Source organism: Mycobacterium sp. NGS29, assembly GCF_059812965.1.
On record NZ_JCALDR010000002.1, the window covers coordinates 97,952 to 113,111 of the forward strand.

The 15,160-nt window shown below is 70.1% G+C and carries 18 protein-coding genes and 1 pseudogene; 8 read left to right on the forward strand and 11 right to left on the reverse strand.

The features are described from left to right. Nucleotides 1-44 precede the first annotated feature (44 nt). Nucleotides 45-326: a hypothetical protein gene (locus AC5Y5Z_RS02815; RefSeq protein WP_473139445.1), complete on the reverse strand. Its 282-nt coding sequence runs from the start codon at nucleotides 324-326 to the stop codon at nucleotides 45-47. 59 nt (nucleotides 327-385) lie between these two features. Here AC5Y5Z_RS02815 and AC5Y5Z_RS02820 point away from each other — a divergent pair, with 59 nt between their 5' ends. Beyond that, nucleotides 386-571, forward strand: a complete 186-nt coding sequence (locus tag AC5Y5Z_RS02820) for an Rv1535 domain-containing protein (protein WP_463825578.1) — start codon at nucleotides 386-388, stop codon at nucleotides 569-571. Nucleotides 572-579: 8 nt separating this feature from the next. On the opposite strand, the gene AC5Y5Z_RS02825 is transcribed toward AC5Y5Z_RS02820, so the two are convergent. From AC5Y5Z_RS02825 to AC5Y5Z_RS02840, 4 genes and pseudogenes are all read right to left on the reverse strand, one after another. Further along, entirely contained in the window at nucleotides 580-1,044 is a 465-nt protein-coding gene (locus tag AC5Y5Z_RS02825; protein WP_473139443.1) for a hypothetical protein, read from the reverse strand. A 92-nt stretch (nucleotides 1,045-1,136) separates the two neighbouring features. Beyond that, entirely contained in the window at nucleotides 1,137-1,940 is an 804-nt protein-coding gene (locus AC5Y5Z_RS02830) for an exodeoxyribonuclease III (RefSeq protein WP_499923665.1), read from the reverse strand. A 70-nt stretch (nucleotides 1,941-2,010) separates the two neighbouring features. Next, nucleotides 2,011-2,580, reverse strand: a pseudogene (locus AC5Y5Z_RS02835) (GNAT family N-acetyltransferase, cg3035/Rv0428c family); the annotation flags it as partial. Beyond that, nucleotides 2,580-3,176 carry a peptide deformylase gene (locus AC5Y5Z_RS02840; RefSeq protein ID WP_499923254.1) on the reverse strand — a complete coding sequence of 199 codons (597 nt, stop codon included), beginning with the start codon at nucleotides 3,174-3,176 and terminating at the stop codon, nucleotides 2,580-2,582. The pseudogene AC5Y5Z_RS02835 and the gene AC5Y5Z_RS02840, both read right to left, overlap by 1 nt. Nucleotides 3,177-3,327: 151 nt before the next feature. Between AC5Y5Z_RS02840 and napA the strand changes: the two genes are divergently transcribed. The 4 genes from napA to AC5Y5Z_RS02860 are packed head-to-tail and all read left to right on the forward strand — an operon-like array spanning nucleotide 3,328 to nucleotide 6,031. Continuing rightward, nucleotides 3,328-3,636, forward strand: a complete 309-nt coding sequence (gene napA / locus AC5Y5Z_RS02845) for a nucleoid-associated protein NapA (RefSeq protein WP_463825581.1) — start codon at nucleotides 3,328-3,330, stop codon at nucleotides 3,634-3,636. A 52-nt stretch (nucleotides 3,637-3,688) separates the two neighbouring features. Further along, a complete protein-coding gene (locus AC5Y5Z_RS02850; protein WP_473139442.1) occupies nucleotides 3,689-4,159 on the forward strand; it encodes a LytR C-terminal domain-containing protein in 471 nt (156 codons plus the stop codon). A 38-nt stretch (nucleotides 4,160-4,197) separates the two neighbouring features. Beyond that, nucleotides 4,198-4,905 (forward strand): superoxide dismutase[Cu-Zn], encoded by a 708-nt coding sequence (gene sodC / locus AC5Y5Z_RS02855; RefSeq protein ID WP_473139441.1) that lies wholly within the window; start codon nucleotides 4,198-4,200, stop codon nucleotides 4,903-4,905. Continuing rightward, nucleotides 4,886-6,031, forward strand: coding sequence for a glutamate--cysteine ligase (locus AC5Y5Z_RS02860; protein WP_473139440.1), 1,146 nt, complete (start codon nucleotides 4,886-4,888; stop codon nucleotides 6,029-6,031). Before sodC ends, AC5Y5Z_RS02860 begins: the two co-directional genes overlap by 20 nt. Here AC5Y5Z_RS02860 and AC5Y5Z_RS02865 read toward each other — a convergent pair. Next, nucleotides 6,028-6,414: a hypothetical protein gene (locus AC5Y5Z_RS02865; RefSeq protein WP_473139439.1), complete on the reverse strand. Its 387-nt coding sequence runs from the start codon at nucleotides 6,412-6,414 to the stop codon at nucleotides 6,028-6,030. The two genes, AC5Y5Z_RS02860 and AC5Y5Z_RS02865, sit on opposite strands and share 4 nt — an antisense overlap. A gap of 21 nt (nucleotides 6,415-6,435) precedes the next feature. Here AC5Y5Z_RS02865 and AC5Y5Z_RS02870 point away from each other — a divergent pair, with 21 nt between their 5' ends. After that, a complete protein-coding gene (locus tag AC5Y5Z_RS02870; protein WP_473139438.1) occupies nucleotides 6,436-7,050 on the forward strand; it encodes a TetR/AcrR family transcriptional regulator in 615 nt (204 codons plus the stop codon). Next, nucleotides 7,040-7,690: an LON peptidase substrate-binding domain-containing protein gene (locus tag AC5Y5Z_RS02875; RefSeq protein ID WP_463825586.1), complete on the forward strand. Its 651-nt coding sequence runs from the start codon at nucleotides 7,040-7,042 to the stop codon at nucleotides 7,688-7,690. Before AC5Y5Z_RS02870 ends, AC5Y5Z_RS02875 begins: the two co-directional genes overlap by 11 nt. Here the strand turns inward: AC5Y5Z_RS02875 and AC5Y5Z_RS02880 are convergent. The 4 genes from AC5Y5Z_RS02880 to AC5Y5Z_RS02895 all read right to left on the reverse strand — a co-directional run bounded on the left by AC5Y5Z_RS02880 (nucleotide 7,675) and on the right by AC5Y5Z_RS02895 (nucleotide 12,650). Then, entirely contained in the window at nucleotides 7,675-8,832 is a 1,158-nt protein-coding gene (locus AC5Y5Z_RS02880; protein WP_499923666.1) for an MFS transporter, read from the reverse strand. The two genes, AC5Y5Z_RS02875 and AC5Y5Z_RS02880, sit on opposite strands and share 16 nt — an antisense overlap. Nucleotides 8,833-8,936: 104 nt before the next feature. Next, the gene (locus AC5Y5Z_RS02885) at nucleotides 8,937-11,096 is read right to left on the reverse strand and encodes an AAA family ATPase (protein WP_463825588.1); all 2,160 of its coding nucleotides are present in this window, start codon (nucleotides 11,094-11,096) and stop codon (nucleotides 8,937-8,939) included. 1 nt (nucleotide 11,097) lies between these two features. After that, nucleotides 11,098-11,955, reverse strand: a complete 858-nt coding sequence (gene pssA, locus AC5Y5Z_RS02890; RefSeq protein ID WP_463825589.1) for a CDP-diacylglycerol--serine O-phosphatidyltransferase — start codon at nucleotides 11,953-11,955, stop codon at nucleotides 11,098-11,100. Beyond that, nucleotides 11,952-12,650, reverse strand: a complete 699-nt coding sequence (locus tag AC5Y5Z_RS02895; protein ID WP_463825590.1) for a phosphatidylserine decarboxylase — start codon at nucleotides 12,648-12,650, stop codon at nucleotides 11,952-11,954. Before AC5Y5Z_RS02895 ends, pssA begins: the two co-directional genes overlap by 4 nt. Nucleotides 12,651-12,790: 140 nt before the next feature. Between AC5Y5Z_RS02895 and AC5Y5Z_RS02900 the strand changes: the two genes are divergently transcribed. Continuing rightward, on the forward strand, nucleotides 12,791-13,963 hold the full coding sequence (locus AC5Y5Z_RS02900) for an MFS transporter (RefSeq protein WP_499923667.1): 1,173 nt from the start codon (nucleotides 12,791-12,793) through the stop codon (nucleotides 13,961-13,963). Here AC5Y5Z_RS02900 and moeA read toward each other — a convergent pair. After that, nucleotides 13,960-15,159 carry a molybdopterin molybdotransferase MoeA gene (moeA, locus tag AC5Y5Z_RS02905; RefSeq protein ID WP_499923260.1) on the reverse strand — a complete coding sequence of 400 codons (1,200 nt, stop codon included), beginning with the start codon at nucleotides 15,157-15,159 and terminating at the stop codon, nucleotides 13,960-13,962. The two genes, AC5Y5Z_RS02900 and moeA, sit on opposite strands and share 4 nt — an antisense overlap. Between the last annotated feature and the right edge of the window lies 1 nt (nucleotide 15,160).

The following is a 15,160-nucleotide window of genomic DNA, read 5'->3' on the forward strand; positions in this document are numbered from 1 at the left end:
GTTGGATGGCTCCCACGCTAGCGCAGCGCGCACCGGCCCGGGTATCAGTCGGCCTCTTCCAGGGCCTCGCCGAGTTCCTCGAGGACCTGGTTGTGGTGGTTGCTGGCCAGCAGGTGCCCGGCGGTGATCACCAGGGCGACGGGCCAGTCGATCAGTTCGAATGCCGCCAGGGCCGCGATCCCGCCGTAGTAGGCCAGCTGTTCGGGCGGCGGTATCTGGACCCTGCCCAGGATAGGCAGGTTGATCACGAACGTCTGGGCCTGCCGGATCTGGGACACCGCCTCGCGCTGGGAGGTAACGGAGCGATCTTTCTTTTCGGCCATCATTTGCCTTTCAGTAACGAAGGGTTTGCCGTCGTGCCCGGTGGGGCGGTCACCGTCGAGGTATGACGACGACAGATGCATTGCGTGACCCGCTGGCTGCGTCGTGCGCCCGGTTGCTGCAGAGGCCGTTGACGGAGCTGTACGCCCTGCTGTGGCGGGCGGGGGTGCTGGAGGTGGTCTCGGATCAAACTCCTCGCCCTGTCACGGTCCGCGCGTCGCGGTGTGATTGCTCGCGCGCAACCGGCTGACGACGGAATCAGTTCGTACTGCGCAGGCTGGTGCTACCGGCCCGGCGCCCGGCGACCTTTTTGGCCGGTGCCTTCCGGGCTGTCTTTGTCGCTGTCTTCGTCGGGGTCTTCGGTGCTTCGGCGGCGGCCGGTTCGTCCGGCACCGGGGTGAGCTTGGCCGGGGCCTGCACGCCGGCCGGTTCCGGGGCGTTGTTCAGTTTGCGCAGCAACAGCGCTCCACCGCCGACCGCCAACAGGATGGGCCACTCGATGAGACCCGCGGCGCCGATCGCGCCGATCGCCAGCGCGGCGGCCGGAGTCGACTTGCTGCCGGTGCCGATGCCCTGCTGAATCCCCTCGGCGGCGCCCTTGACCCCGCCGACGATGCCGTTGACCGTCGCCCCGCCGACGGCGCCGGCAGCGGCGGTGGTTGCCGTCGCGGCCCGACTGAGTGTCCGACCTACCGTGCGAAAAGCTCCGTCAACGACACCCATGATCACTCCCTGGCCTTGGCTACTCTGCTTGTATACCCCCCGGCCGCGTTCTTCACCAGAAACAACAACGAATTTCACAGCATCTTGGAAGGTCAGGGGCGTAGGTCCACCACGACCGGTGCGTGATCGCTGGGCGCCTTGCCCTTGCGCTCCTCGCGGACGATCTGTGCGTCCACCACCCGCTCGGCCAGCGCCGGGGAGCCCAGGATGAAGTCGATGCGCATGCCCTGCTTCTTGGGGAAGCGCAGCTGGGTGTAGTCCCAGTAGGTGTATACCCCCGGTCCCGGCGTGAAAGGCCTTACCAGGTCAGCGAATTGTGCGTCGACGATGGCCGCGAACGCACGGCGCTCCGGTTCCGAGACGTGGGTGCAGCCGGCGTAGTACTCGGTGCTCCAGACATCGTCGTCGGTGGGCGCGATATTCCAGTCGCCGACCAGCGCGATGGGCGCGCCGGGATCCTCGCGCATCCAGCCGGCAGCGGTATCGCGCAGCGCGGCAAGCCAATTCAACTTGTAGAGGTAATGCGGGTCGTCGAGGGTGCGGCCGTTCGGCACGTACAGGCTCCACACCCGCACCCCGCCGCAGGTGGCGCCGAGCGCACGGGCTTCGGCCGCCGCCGCCACGTCGGGTTTGGCGCTCCAGGTCGGCTGGCCGTCGAAGCCGACCTGCACATCGGACAGCCCGACCCGGGAGGCGATCGCCACCCCGTTCCATTGGTTGAAGCCGACATGGGCCACCTCGTAACCGATTTCGTGGAACGGCAGGGCCGGAAACTTTTCATCCGAACACTTGGTCTCCTGCATGGCCAGCACGTCGACCTCGGCGCGCACCAGCCAGTCGAGGACCCGGTCCAGCCGGGAGCGGATCGAGTTGACGTTCCAGGTGGCCAACCGCAGCCGGTCGCCGCCGGCGGGGGTGTCGGGCATGGCGTTCTCCTCTCTAGTCCGGTGCTGCGCGGAAATACCGGCGGCGATGGTGCAGGCGGAAACCCTGCAATTCGGCCGTGCCGGTCGGCTCGGTGTCGGGTATGCAGCGGTACGCGCGATCAGCCTCGCGCACCAGGACCCGTTCGGTACGTTCGCAGCACCAGCCGGCCGGCGGCGACAGCAACCGGTCCGGGATGACCACCCGCGGCGGCAGGCCTCGCGCGGTGTACCAGGCGGCGATCGCGCCGATGGCTGCTGAATCCGCCGAAAGATCAAGCGGCACAGCAGAATTGGTGGCCAGTTCAACGCCGTCACCGGCGCGCAGCAGCCAGCCCGACAGCCGGCTTTCCTCGGCGCCGGGCCGGGCCTCGGCGGCCCGGCGCTCGAGCGCCCGGATGTCGGCAGTGCGCACCGGAGCGTCGGTCAGGACCCGCAGGGCCACCACGTCGTCGGGCCGAACCTGGACCACTGCACCGGATTTCGTCTGCACGCGCACCGCGGGATCGACCGCCAGCAACCGGCCCACCGCGTCGGTCAGCGGCGGGACCGATCCGGCCGGCCGGCGGTAGCGCAGCGTCACCCGCGTCCCGGGCGGCGGCCAGGCAACCATCAGTGACCGAACGGGTCGGGCCCCTCGCCCGGCGTCCAGGACAAGCCCGGCACGCCCCAGCCGTGCGACTTGACCGCCCGCTTGGCCGCGCGTGCGTGCCGGCCGATCAACCGGTCGAGATAGAGGAATCCGTCCAGATGCCCGGTCTCGTGCTGCAACATGCGCGCGAACAGCCCGGTGCCTTCGACGCTGACCGGTTTGCCGTCGGCGTCCAGGCCGGTGACCTTCGCCCAATCGGCCCGTCCGGTCGGAAAGGACTCGCCCGGAACCGAGAGGCACCCTTCGTCGTCGTCGTGGCCGGCTGACGGCATGGTCTCGGGAATCTCCGACGTCTCCAGCACCGGGTTGACCACCACCCCGCGCCGGCGGCTGGCCAGTCCCCGGTCGTCCGAGCAGTCGTAGACGAACAACCGCAGGCCGTGCCCGATCTGGTTGGCCGCGAGTCCCACACCGTGGGCGGCGTCCATGGTGTCGTACATGGTCTGGATCAGCTCGAGCACCTCGGCCGGCAGCGACCCGTCGGCGCCGACCGGGACAGGCGTCGTCGGAGTGTGCAAAACCGGATCTCCCACGATGCGGATGGGTACGACTGCCATGGTCGGCTAGCTTAGGCGAGTTGCGCGAACGGTCCCGCAAAGGTCTACGCCGACGCGCGGGTCTGCATTCCGGCGCAACACATTGCGGCGTGGTTCAATATTCGCGCACAACATTGCCCAGCATTCGCCGAAAGGGTCCAGGGGAAGCAATATGGACAGCGCCATGGCGCGGGCACATCGAGCGGACGACGACTCGGAGATCGCAGACGGGCTGACCCGGCGCGAGCATGACATCTTGGCTTTCGAACGGCAGTGGTGGAAATTCGCCGGCGTCAAGGAAGACGCCATCAAGGAGCTGTTCTCGATGTCGGCGACGCGCTACTACCAGGTGCTCAACGCGCTGGTCGACCGGCCCGAAGCGCTGGCCGCCGACCCGATGTTGGTGAAGCGGTTGCGGCGGCTGCGGGCCAGTCGTCAGAAGGCCCGCGCCGCGCGGCGGCTGGGCTTCGAGGTCACCTGACCGGTCCGCGCCCTTTGCGGGTTCTGGCCGTGCGCTGGTTACAGTGGCTTCGATGAACGAGCGCGTACCCGACTCGACGGGGCTTCCGCTGCGGGCCATGGTGATGGTGCTGCTCTTCCTGGGCGTGATTTTCCTGTTGCTCGGCTGGCAGGCCCTGGGTTCGGCCGGCAAGGCCGACGAGGAGTCGTCGTCGGCGGTCACCACGATGTCCAGCACGTCGGCGCCGACCTCGACCAGTGCCAAACCGGCGGCCAACCAGGCCGAGGTGCGGGTGTACAACATCTCCTCGCGGGAGGGCATCGCCAAGACTGCCGCCGACGATCTCAAAGCGGCCGGCTTCAAGGTGACCGAGGTGACCAACCTCGCGGTCGCCGATGTGACGGCGACCACGGTGTACTACGGCGAAGACAGCGAGAAGGCCACCGCCGAAGCGGTCGGGACCAAGCTGAACGCCCCGGTGGAGAAGCGCATCGCCGCACTCGCCGACCAGCCCCCCGGCGTCATCGTTTTAGTGACGGGTTGAGGCCCGGTTCGACGGGTCGTCAAGATAGGCTCACGGCTATGTCAAAGCCCGCCGGTCCCGTTGTCCGTCCCGCAGGTCGCACGTCCGCAGCTGCCGCCAAGTCCGCTCTGGTCGCGGCCGCGTGCGTCGCGGTCGTAGGTGCGTGCTCGTCGCCGCAGCAAGCGGCGACCACGACCGGTACCCCGCCGACGGTCTGGACCGGCACCCCGGCGCCGTCGACCTCCGGCCACGCCGAGCCCGCGCCCAGCACCCAGGAGGCGCCGCCGTCCGGGCAGACCATCACCACTGTGCTCAAGGGGTCGTCCGGCCAGGAGGTCGCGACGGCGAAGTTCGATTTCGCCAACGGCTATGCGACCGTGACGATCACGGCCACCAGCAGCAGCGGGCTCGCGCCGGGATTCCACGGCGTGCACGTCCACAGCGTCGGCAAATGTGAGGGCGATTTCGCCTCCGCCGGTGGGCACCTCAAGGTGCCGGGCGCCACCGGCCATTCCAGCGGAGACCTGACCTCGCTGCAGGTGCGTAAGGACGGGGCGGCGCTGCTGGTGACCACGACCGACGGCTTCACCATGGACGACCTGGTCGGCGGTGCGAAGACGTCGATCATCATCCACGAGGGCCCGGACAACTTCATGAACATCCCGAATCGCTACCAGGTCAACGGGGCACCCGGTCCCGACGAGACGACGATGACTACCGGTGACGCCGGCAAGCGGGTGGCGTGCGGTGTCATCGGGTCCGGGTAAGGGAAGCCGGGCGCGCAACCGCATCGATTTCGCTCGTTCGCCCCGTCCGACGGTCGGCGTCGAATGGGAGTTCGCGCTGGTCGATGCGCAGACCCGCGATCTGAGCAACGAGGCCACCGCGGTGATCGCCGAGATCGGCGAAAACCCGCGCGTGCACAAGGAATTGCTGCGCAACACCGTCGAAGTCGTCAGCGGCATCTGCGAGAACGCCGCCGAGGCCATGCACGACCTGCGCGACACGCTGGGCCCGGCCCGGCGCATCGTCCGCGACCGCGGCATGGAGCTGTTCTGCGCCGGCACCCACCCGTTCGCCCAGTGGTCCAGTCAGAAGCTCACCGACGCACCGCGTTACGCGGAGCTGATCAAGCGCACCCAGTGGTGGGGCCGCCAGATGTTGATCTGGGGTGTGCATGTGCACGTCGGGATCTCGTCGGCGTACAAGGTGATGCCGATCATCTCCTCGCTGCTCAACCAGTATCCGCACCTGCTGGCATTGTCGGCGTCGTCGCCGTGGTGGGGTGGCGTGGACACCGGATATGCGAGCAATCGCTCGATGATGTTCCAGCAGTTGCCGACGGCCGGTCTGCCGTTTCAATTTCAGGCGTGGTCGGAATTCGAGGGCTTCGTCTACGACCAGAAGAAGACCGGGATCATCGATCACGTCGACGAGGTCCGTTGGGACGTCCGGCCTTCCCCGCACCTGGGCACCATCGAGGTGCGCATCTGCGACGGTGTCTCCAACCTGCGTGAGTTGGGTGCGCTGGTGGCGTTGACGCACTGCCTGATCGTGGATCTGGACCGCCGGCTGGAAGCCGACGAGCCGTTGCCGACCATGCCGCCCTGGCACGTGCAGGAGAACAAGTGGCGGGCCGCCCGCTACGGGCTCGACGCAGTGATCATCCTGGACGCCGACAGCAACGAGCGGCTGGTCACCGAGGATCTCGACGAGGTGCTGACCCGGCTGGAGCCGATCGCCAAGTCGTTGCGGTGCGCCGACGAGTTGGCCGCCGTCGCCGACATCCCCCGCCTGGGCGCGTCCTACCAGCGACAGCGGCGGGTGGCCGAGGAGCACGACGGCGACCTGCGCGCAGTGGTCGACGCGCTGGTGGCCGAGTTGGACATCTAGGCGCGCACCCGATCCCGGTCGACGGCCGCGGCCACCCGGTGCAGCATCCGGCGCACCGCGACGCGGTGGCCGCCGGAACCGATGACCAGTGCGCGGTACACCTTGCCGCGCAGGCCGGGAAACTCCGCAAACGTCAGTGCCCGCAACCGGACTGCGTCTCCGTCCGGATCGAGCTCGAACACCAGCCGATAGATGGCGAACGGATGGCGGCCCTTGAGTGCCAGCCGCTGCGGGGGCGTCGCCTCGTCCAACTGGAAACCGACCGGAACCGTGGTCGGGTCGAGGGGATCGCGGCACATGGTGCGCAGCAGCGCCGACCAGGTGTCAGCGGCCGAGGCCCGCACCGGGATACCATACTCATCAATATAGGGTAATCGTTTCATATAGAAGGACTGTACTAAATCATGGCGCCGCCACGGAAGCATGAGACCGACGTCATTCTCGATGCCACGCGGTCCCTGATTCTGGGGCACGGACCGCGGGCGGCGAGCGTCGCGGCGATCGCCAAAGCCAGCGGCGCCCCGGCCGGCACCCTCTACCACCGGTTCGGCAACCGCGACGGGGTGGTGATCGCGGCCTGGTTGCGCGCACTGCAGCGCTTCCAGACGCGCGCGATGGCGGCGACGGCGCCGACCCCGGAGGGGACGGCCGTGGCAATGGCGGCCGCTGCGATCGACTTCGCCCGCGACCTGCCCGACGACGCCCGGTTGCTGCTGACGGTCCGGCCCGGTGACCTGGTCGACGGCCGGCCGGGTGCGGAGTTTCAGCACACCCTCGCCGCGATGAACGCGCCGCTGGCCGTGCGGGTGCGCGAGTTGGCGATCGGACTCTACGGGAGCGGTGCGGCGCGCGCCGTGGACGCGGTCAATCGCGCCGTGGTCGACCTGCCCTACGCGGTGGTGCGCCGCCACGCCTACGACGATCCGCTGCCCGAGTGGCTGGCGGCCGATGTCGCGGCAGCCGCCCGGTCGCTGCTGCGTGGCTATGCTGAACCGGGGGTGAGGCGCGATGAATCGTGAACCGGTGGTAATGCCCATGTTTCCGCTTGAATCGGCGCTGCTGCCCGGAGAGATCCTGCCGCTGCGTATCTTCGAGCCCCGCTATACCGCGCTGGTGCAGGACTGCATGGGCAGCCAGAATCCCCGCTTCGGGGTGGTGCTGATTTCGCGCGGGCGCGAGGTCGGTGGCGGCGATGCGCGCAGCGACATCGGGGTGGTGGCCACCATCACCGATTACGCCGCTGCCGACTCGGGCCGCTATGTGTTGCGGTGCCGGATCGGCGACCGGATCCGGGTGCGCGAATGGCTGCCGGACGATCCGTATCCCCGTGCGCGCGTAGAGATTTGGCCCGACGAATCGGGGCCGCCGGTGACGGCGGCACTGTTCCGCGACGTCGAGGACCGGGTGCTGGCATTGTTCGAGCGGATCGCCGCGGTGCAGGGAGTGCAGCTACCGGACCGCGCCGAGCTGTTCGACTATCCGGGTGCAGAGCCCAGAGACAACGCAAAGCTGTTGTACGCCTTGGCAACTCGCGTCCCGATGGGTCCGGCCGATCGGTATGCGGTGCTCGCGGCGCCGTCGGCGGCCGACCGGCTGGCCGCCCTGCTCGAAGCGGTGGACTCGGTGACCGCGGTGATCGAGTTTCAGCTCTCCGAGTAGTCGCCGTCGGAATCCGCGGGGTCGGTGACCGGCACCAGCGGCAACGCTGCCAGCGGAAAGACACTCGACACCGCGAAGGCCAGCGGATACCCGGCCACCACAATCAGCTGGGCGAACACCGGGGGCGCAACGGCGACCACCAACCGCTCGAAGGTGTTCTGCTTCCCCAACGCCCACCCGCTCCAGAACGGCCCGGCTATCTCCGGGATCTTGGTGAACGGCAGACCGTTGTCGCCGGTGATCGCCGACGCGACGACCATCAGGCCCACCGATACCGGCCAGTTCAGCTGATCGGCCAGCGCGAGCAGCATCATCACCGCGGCAGTGACCACGGCGATCCACCGGACCGGCCGCATCCGCGACCCGATGGCATCCGCCCACCGTCCGGCAGCGATGCGCACCGCCGCGCCCAGCAGTTGCGAAGCGCCGACCAGCACACCGGCCCACGCCATCGACAGGTGGTGCTCCTGGAGAAACCAGACCAGCATGAAGGTCAGCACCACCGGCTGCGGCACCATCAACAGCGCGGAGGCAAAGTGTATGCGCCACAACGAGGTTCCCCGGTACAGGTCGGCCAACTCGCGCATCGGTACGTGCGATCTGTGTTCGCGCGGCGGGTCGCGCACGGCCAACGCGCTGGCCACCGCGGCCAGTGCACACAGACCCGCGGGGAACAACAGCGCCGCCGACATGTGGCGTCTACCGAGTTCGGGAATGACCAGTGCGGCCACCGCGATTCCCAGCGGTTGCGCGGTCTGCCGTATCCCCATGGCCAGCGCCCGCCGATGCTCGGGGAACCAGCCGGTGACCAGCCGGCCGCTGGCCGTGATGCAACTGGCCGCGGCCATGCCGCCGAGCACCAGAAACGTGCCGACCAGCAGCATCGAATGCACCGACGCCGCGGCGAAGCCGGCCGCCGCGGTGAGCCCCAGGCCCGCCGACAGCACGATCCGCTCGCCGACGCGGTCCAGTAGGTGGCCCCACGGGATCAGGGTCAACATCATGCCGACGCTGGGCATCGACGCCAGCAGGGCCGCCTGCACCAGGCTCACGCCCCGATTGCCCAGGGTGGGGATCAGAAAGGCGACCCCGTTGATGAACACGTTGGCCGACAGCGTCGCCAGCTGGGAGACCGTCAGCATCGACCAGCGCCTGGCCGCACTGACCTCCGAGATCGCCGTCGTCACCGCTGATTACCCCCGCCCCACCGGGCAGCGATACCCGGTGCGGGGTCGGGCAAACGCGGCTAGACGGCCTTGGCGAAGGCGCGCAGCGACTCCACCTGTAGCGGGTCCAGCGAGGGGCGCACCTTACCGCGGGCGGTGGCCAGGTCGGCGGCGGTGACGTCGGCGGCGTCGATGGAGCGCCGCATCGCAGCCAGCGCGGCCTCGCGCAGCAGCGCGACGCAGTCCGCGGCGCTGTACCCGGACAAATCGGCGGCCACCGCGTCCAGGTCGACGTCGGAACTCAGCGGGATCGACTTGCCGGCGGTGCGCAGGATCTCGCGCCGGGCGTCGGCGTCGGGCGGCTCGACGAACACCAGCCGTTCCAGCCGGCCCGGCCGCAGCAGGGCCGGGTCGATCAGGTCGGGCCGGTTGGTCGCACCCAGCACCACGACGTCGCGCAGCGGGTCGATCCCGTCCAGCTCGGTCAGCAGCGCGGCCACCACCCGGTCGGTCACGCCGGAGTCGAAGCTCTGGCCGCGGCGCGGCGCCAGTGCATCCACCTCATCGAGGAACACCAGCGACGGCGCGGAATCGCGGGCCCGGCGGAACAACTCGCGGACCGCCTTCTCCGACGAACCCACCCACTTGTCCATCAGCTCGGAGCCCTTGACGGCGTGCACGCTGAGCTGGCCGGTGCTGGCCAGCGCGCGCACCACGAACGTCTTGCCGCAACCGGGCGGGCCGTAGAGCAGCACCCCGCGGGGCGGGTCCACCCCCAACCGGGAGAAGGTGTCCGGGTGCTGCAGCGGCCACAGCACCGATTCGGTCAGCGCCTGTTTGGCTTCGGCCATGTCGCCGACGTCGGCCAGCGTGACGTTCCCGACGCTGACCTCTTCCCCGGCCGACCGGGACAACGGGCGGATGACGGTCAGCGCCCCCAGCAGGTCCGCCTGGCTCAGCTGCGGCGGACGCCCGTCGGCGCTGGCCCGCGAGGCGGCCCGCAGCGCGGCTTCCCGGATCAACGCGGCCAGGTCGGCCACCACGAATCCCGGTGTCCGGCTTGCGATTTCGTCCAAATCGAGAGCACCGGCCGGGACTTCTCTGAGTAGCGCGTCAAGCAGTGCCCGGCGAGTCGCCGCGTCGGGCAGCGGCAGGCTCAGCTCGCGGTCGCACAACTCCGGCGACCGCAACCGCGAGTCGATCTGGTCGGGCCGCGCGGTGGTGGCGATCAACGCGACGCCGTCGGTGGCCACCGCGGTGCGCAACTCGGCCAGTACCAGCGACGCCACCGGCTCGGGGGTCTGCGGCAACAGGGCGTCGACGTCGGTGATCAGCAGCACCCCGCCGCTGCTCGTCGCCGCGGTCACGGCCGCGGTCACCGACTTGAGCCGGTCCTCGGCGGCCAGGGCGCCCACTTCGGGACCGTCCACCTGCACCAGCCGCCGTCCGGCGCACACCGCACGCACCAGCGTCACCTTGCCGACCCCGGCCGGTCCGGACACCAGCACACCCAGGTTGGTGTCGGCGCCCAGGGTCTTGAGCAGGTGCGGCTCGTCCAGGGCGAGCTTGAGCCATTCGGTCAGCTTGGCGGCCTGCGGTCCCGCGCCCTTGAGTTCTTCGACCTGGATCTGCGGGCTGACCACCTCGGCCGTCTCCGACGCGGCCGGCCGCTGCGCGACCAGCGTTCCCCAGGTGACCAGCGTGTTCGGTTGCACGCTGACCGGCCCGTCCGGATCCACACCGGTGACGGTCAACAACTCCGAGGTCCAGCTGATCCCGACCGAGGAGGCCAGCGCCCGGGTGGCCGCCGAGGTCGAGGTGCCCGGGCCCAGGTCGCGGGGCAGCAACGAGACCGCGTCGCCGACCATCATCACCTTGCCCAGCAGCGCCTGGCGCAGCGTCGCCGACGACAGCGATTGGGCCGCCAGCGTCGAGCCGCTGAGGGTGACCGTCCGGGCCCCGTAGACGGTGACCGCACGCAGGATCACCTCGATGCCTTCCCGCAGTCCGGCGTTGGACAGCGTGACGTCGTCGAGCAGCGCGATGCCGACGGGGATGTCGCCGGCGGCCATGCCCACGACGGCCGCGGTGGTGCGTGAGCCGGTCAGCGACACCGCGTCCCATTCCCGGATGCCCAACGCCGCGATGGCACTGGGATGCAGCCGCACCACCCCGCGCCGTGAGTCGACCGCGGACGTATTCAGCCGCGCGGTGAGGGCGAGCTGGTCGGGGCGGGTCACGTTACCGGCCCGGCTTGCGCAACCCGAGCCGTGCCATCGAGCGGCGGTGCGGCGCCGCCCGACGGGTCGCGCGCTGCGCCGCCCGCCACTGCTTGGGCTTGTCGTCCCACACCTCAGGGTGTTTGGCCAACCAGCGCTTGCTGCGCACCGCGAACGGGATATGGCACACGTAGGAGATGATGATCACCCAGATCAGGATGTAGGGCACCACCACCGCGGCCGCCGCCACGATCGCCACCACGGCCAGCAACAGCACCGCCAGGTTCGGCGGTACCGCGAAGGTGTGGACCTTCTTCATCGGGATGGCGCTGACCATCAGCAGCGACGTCCCGGTGATCCAGGCGGCCAGCACCCACTGGTTGGACCACCAGCCGTCGTGCCCGAACTGCAGTTTGAGGCCGATGGTGCCGATCATGGACACTGCACCGGCCGGCGCGGGCATGCCGACGAAGAACTCCTTCGCGTACGGCGGCAGGCTGCCGTCGTCGGCCTGCGCGTTGTACCGGGCCAACCGCAAGACCACGCACACCGCGTACAGCAGCACCACCATCCAGCCGATCGGCGACTTCTCCAGCAGCGTCACGTAAACCACCAGCGCCGGTGCCACCCCGAAGTTGACCGCGTCGGCCAGCGAATCGATCTCGGCGCCCATCCGCGACTGGGCGTTGAGGATGCGCGCCACCCGGCCGTCCAGGGCGTCGAGGATGGCGGCGACGGCGATCAGCGCCATCGCCGGTATCGGCTTGTCGTCGAGCGCGAACTTGATGGAGGTCAGGCCGGCGCAGATGGACAGCACGGTCATGGCGCTGGGCAGCAGGTGCAGATCCACCGTTCGCCGGATGCGAGGCTTGTCGATCATGACAGCTCAGCCAGCACGGTCTCGCCGCCCACGGCCCGCTGGCCGACCTTGACCAGTGGTTCGACGCCTGGCGGCAGGTAGGTGTCCAGCCGCGAGCCGAACCGGATCAGACCGTAGGTCTCGCCGATCGTCAGGTGGTCGCCGACGTGGGCGTTGCACACGATGCGACGGGCGACCAGCCCGGCGATCTGCACGACCACCACTTCGGCGTCCGCTGCGGTGTGGAGCAGCACGCTGGTGCGTTCGTTGGCGGCGCTGGCCTCGGGCAGATCGGCGGACAGGAACTGCCCGGGGCGGTGCTGCACCGCGATCACCTTCCCGCTCACCGGCGCCCGTTGCACGTGCACATCCAGAATCGACAGGAAGATGCTGACGCGTGGCCGCGGGGCGTCGCCCAGGCTGAGCTCGGCGGGCGGGGCGGCGGAATCGACCAGGGCGACCGTGCCGTCGGCCGGCGCGACCACGACGCCGTCCCGGCCGGGAGGTACCCGGGCGGGGTGGCGGAAGAATCCCGCGCAGGCGCCGGCCGCGAGCAGGCCGGTCCGGCGCAGCCAGCGGTAACGGTAACCGCCGGCCGCCACGGCGAGGCCGGTCGCGACGAACGGCAGGCCGGCCGGGTGTATCGGGGGAATGGTGGAGCGCACCAATTCGAGCAGGTGTGCAGGACCGTCGGCGGAGCCAGGGCGTTTTGCCACGCGGGTCATCTTACGTAAGCGGGTGCGGCCGTCGTGGTTCGTTCCGGCCCGGAAGGGGAACGGGCAGGAGAACGTTTGGAATTCGCACCCGTCCCTGAGGGCCCACTCTGATTTCCACCGATGACGCGCGCGCGGCCCGCCTGCGCCGCGCGAAGCTGAGTGTCACCGCAGTGTTCATCTTGCACGCTGTGTTGTTTTCGTCGTGGGCGGCGCACATCCCGCAGGTCAAGGCGGACCTGGGGCTGTCTGACGCCGCGTTGGGCACCGCGCTGTTCGGTGCGCCGCTGGGGTCGGTCGCGGCGACGGTGTTCAGCCATTGGGCGTTGCCGCGCTGGGGCAGTCACCGGCTGGTGCCGGTCATGGTGGTGGGCTACGCGCTGGCCGGAATGACGGTCGGGCTGGCCACCTCCGGGCTGTGGCTGTTCGGCACACTCGCGCTGTGGGGGATGTTCCAGGGTGGCCTGGACGTCGCGATGAACACCCAGGCCGGCACGGTGGAGCGGCTGGCCCGCGCGCCGATCATGGCCCGCTTCCACGGCATGTGGAGTGTCGGCGCCCTGCTGGGCGCGCTGATCGGCGCCGGCTGTGTCAGCATCGGGGTCGGCCTGGGCCTGCAGCTGACGGTGCTCGGGGCGGTGGTGCTGGTCGCCGTGGGCCCGTTCACCCGCCGCCTGTTCCCGGACGAGGCCGTGGTCGCCTGCGAGGACGGCAAGCAGCCGGGTCGGGCTCGGCTGACCCGGACGGTGGCGCTGCTGGCTGCGGTGGCCTTTGCGTCGTTCCTGTGCGAGGGCGCCGCCACCGACTGGTCAGCCAACTATCTGCACGACGTGGTCGGCGCCGGTCCCGGTGTGGCGGCGCTGAGCTACGCCGCCTACACGTCGGCGATGGTGGCGATGCGGCTCGGCGCGATGCGGTTGCACGCGCGATTGCCGGCACGTCGGCTGCTGCCGGCGCTGGCCCTGTTCGCCGCGGTCGCCATGTGCGTGACGCTCGCGTCCGCCAGTGTCGCGGTCAGCGTGATCGGCTTCGCCTGTGTGGGCGCCGGGGTGGCGCTGTTGGTGCCGACGGCGTTGAGCGCCGCCTACTCCGCCGGCCAGGGCGGCTCGGCGATCGCCCTGGTGGCCGCGACCGGCTGGCTGGGCAACCTGCTCGGTCCGCCGCTGATCGGCCACCTCGCCGAGTGGTTCGGGCTGTCCGCGGCGCTGCTCACCATCCCGGTGGTGCTCGCGGTGGCCGCGGTGGCCATCGGCGGCACCACCGCGTTCAAGGTCGCCGACGAATTTCACCGGGATCCGGCCGGTTCGACCGCCTAGCGCAGATCCCACACCTGCAACCGGGTGCCGGCCGGCACCTCCACAACATCTTCGGGGATGTCGAGCAGCCCGTTCGCGGTGGCCAGCCAGCGCAGGTGGTGCGAAGCCGGCGGGCCGTAACTGGTGACCTGCCCGGTCTCAGCGTCCAGCACCGCCCGGCGGAACTGGCGTTTGCCCCGCGGTGAGGACACCGTCTCGGTCAGCACCGCCGCGCGCAGTGGGCGGCGCGGATCCGGTAGCCCCATGGCGGTGCGCAGCGCCGGCCGGATGAACACCTCGAAGGACACCAGCGCACTGACCGGGTTGCCGGGCAGGGTGACGATCGGGGTGCCGCCCACCCGTCCGACGCCCTGCGGCATGCCCGGCTGCATCGCGACCTTGACGAACTGCACGCCTCGATCGCCACCGAAGGCGTCCTTGACCACCTCATAGGCGCCGGCACTGACCCCGCCGCTGGTGACGATCAGGTCGGCGGCGGCGGCGTGACTGTCCAGCACCGCGTTGAACTGGGCGACGTCGTCGCCGGCGGTCGCGGTGGCCACCACCTCGGCGCCCGCCTCCCGGACGGCGGCGGCCAGCATGACCGCGTTGGACTCGTAGATCTGCCCGGGCAGCAGCGCAGCGCCCGGCGGCGCCAACTCCGAGCCGGTGGAGATCACCAGCACCCGCTGTCGCGGTAGCACCGCCAACTCGGCCAGTCCCAACGCCGCCACCAGGCCCAGCGCGGCCGGGGTCACCACTCGGCCGGCGGACAACACGGTGGTTCCGGCGGCGACGTCCTCACCGGCGCGGCGGATGTGGCGGCCGGGGCCGGCGGGCCGGCGGATCCGCACCGTCTCGACGCCGCCGTCGGTGTCTTCCACCGGCACGATGCCCGTCGCACCCGCCGGCAGCGGCGCGCCGGTCATGATCCGGTGGGCGGTGCCCGCTCGCAGTTCGAGCGGGTCGGTGCGCCCGGCCGGAATGTCCTCGGCGACGGGCAACTGCACCGGCTGGTCGGGGGTGGCGGCCACGGTGTCCTGCGCCCACACCGCGTAGCCGTCCATCGCGGAGTTATCGAACACCGGCAGTGACAGCGGCGCGACCACATCCTCGGCCAGCGTCAGGCCCAGGGCGTCGCGCAGCGACACTGCGACCGCCGGGCGCGGCCGGATCAGGTCCGCGACGATCCGCTGATGTTCGGTGACCGAGCGCATG

Coding starts and splice junctions, on each gene's coding strand:
- AC5Y5Z_RS02820 (WP_463825578.1), top strand. CDS start 386: ATGACGACGACAGATGCATTGCGTGACCCGCTGGCTGCGTCGTGCGCC.
- moeA (WP_499923260.1), bottom strand. CDS start 15,159: ATGCGCTCGGTCACCGAACATCAGCGGATCGTCGCGGACCTGATCCGG.
- AC5Y5Z_RS02840 (WP_499923254.1), bottom strand. CDS start 3,176: ATGGCAGTCGTACCCATCCGCATCGTGGGAGATCCGGTTTTGCACACT.
- AC5Y5Z_RS02850 (WP_473139442.1), top strand. CDS start 3,689: ATGAACGAGCGCGTACCCGACTCGACGGGGCTTCCGCTGCGGGCCATG.
- AC5Y5Z_RS02815 (WP_473139445.1), bottom strand. CDS start 326: ATGATGGCCGAAAAGAAAGATCGCTCCGTTACCTCCCAGCGCGAGGCG.
- AC5Y5Z_RS02825 (WP_473139443.1), bottom strand. CDS start 1,044: ATGGGTGTCGTTGACGGAGCTTTTCGCACGGTAGGTCGGACACTCAGT.
- AC5Y5Z_RS02870 (WP_473139438.1), top strand. CDS start 6,436: ATGGCGCCGCCACGGAAGCATGAGACCGACGTCATTCTCGATGCCACG.
- AC5Y5Z_RS02865 (WP_473139439.1), bottom strand. CDS start 6,414: ATGAAACGATTACCCTATATTGATGAGTATGGTATCCCGGTGCGGGCC.
- pssA (WP_463825589.1), bottom strand. CDS start 11,955: ATGATCGACAAGCCTCGCATCCGGCGAACGGTGGATCTGCACCTGCTG.
- sodC (WP_473139441.1), top strand. CDS start 4,198: ATGTCAAAGCCCGCCGGTCCCGTTGTCCGTCCCGCAGGTCGCACGTCC.
- AC5Y5Z_RS02880 (WP_499923666.1), bottom strand. CDS start 8,832: ATGCTGACGGTCTCCCAGCTGGCGACGCTGTCGGCCAACGTGTTCATC.
- napA (WP_463825581.1), top strand. CDS start 3,328: ATGGACAGCGCCATGGCGCGGGCACATCGAGCGGACGACGACTCGGAG.
- AC5Y5Z_RS02875 (WP_463825586.1), top strand. CDS start 7,040: ATGAATCGTGAACCGGTGGTAATGCCCATGTTTCCGCTTGAATCGGCG.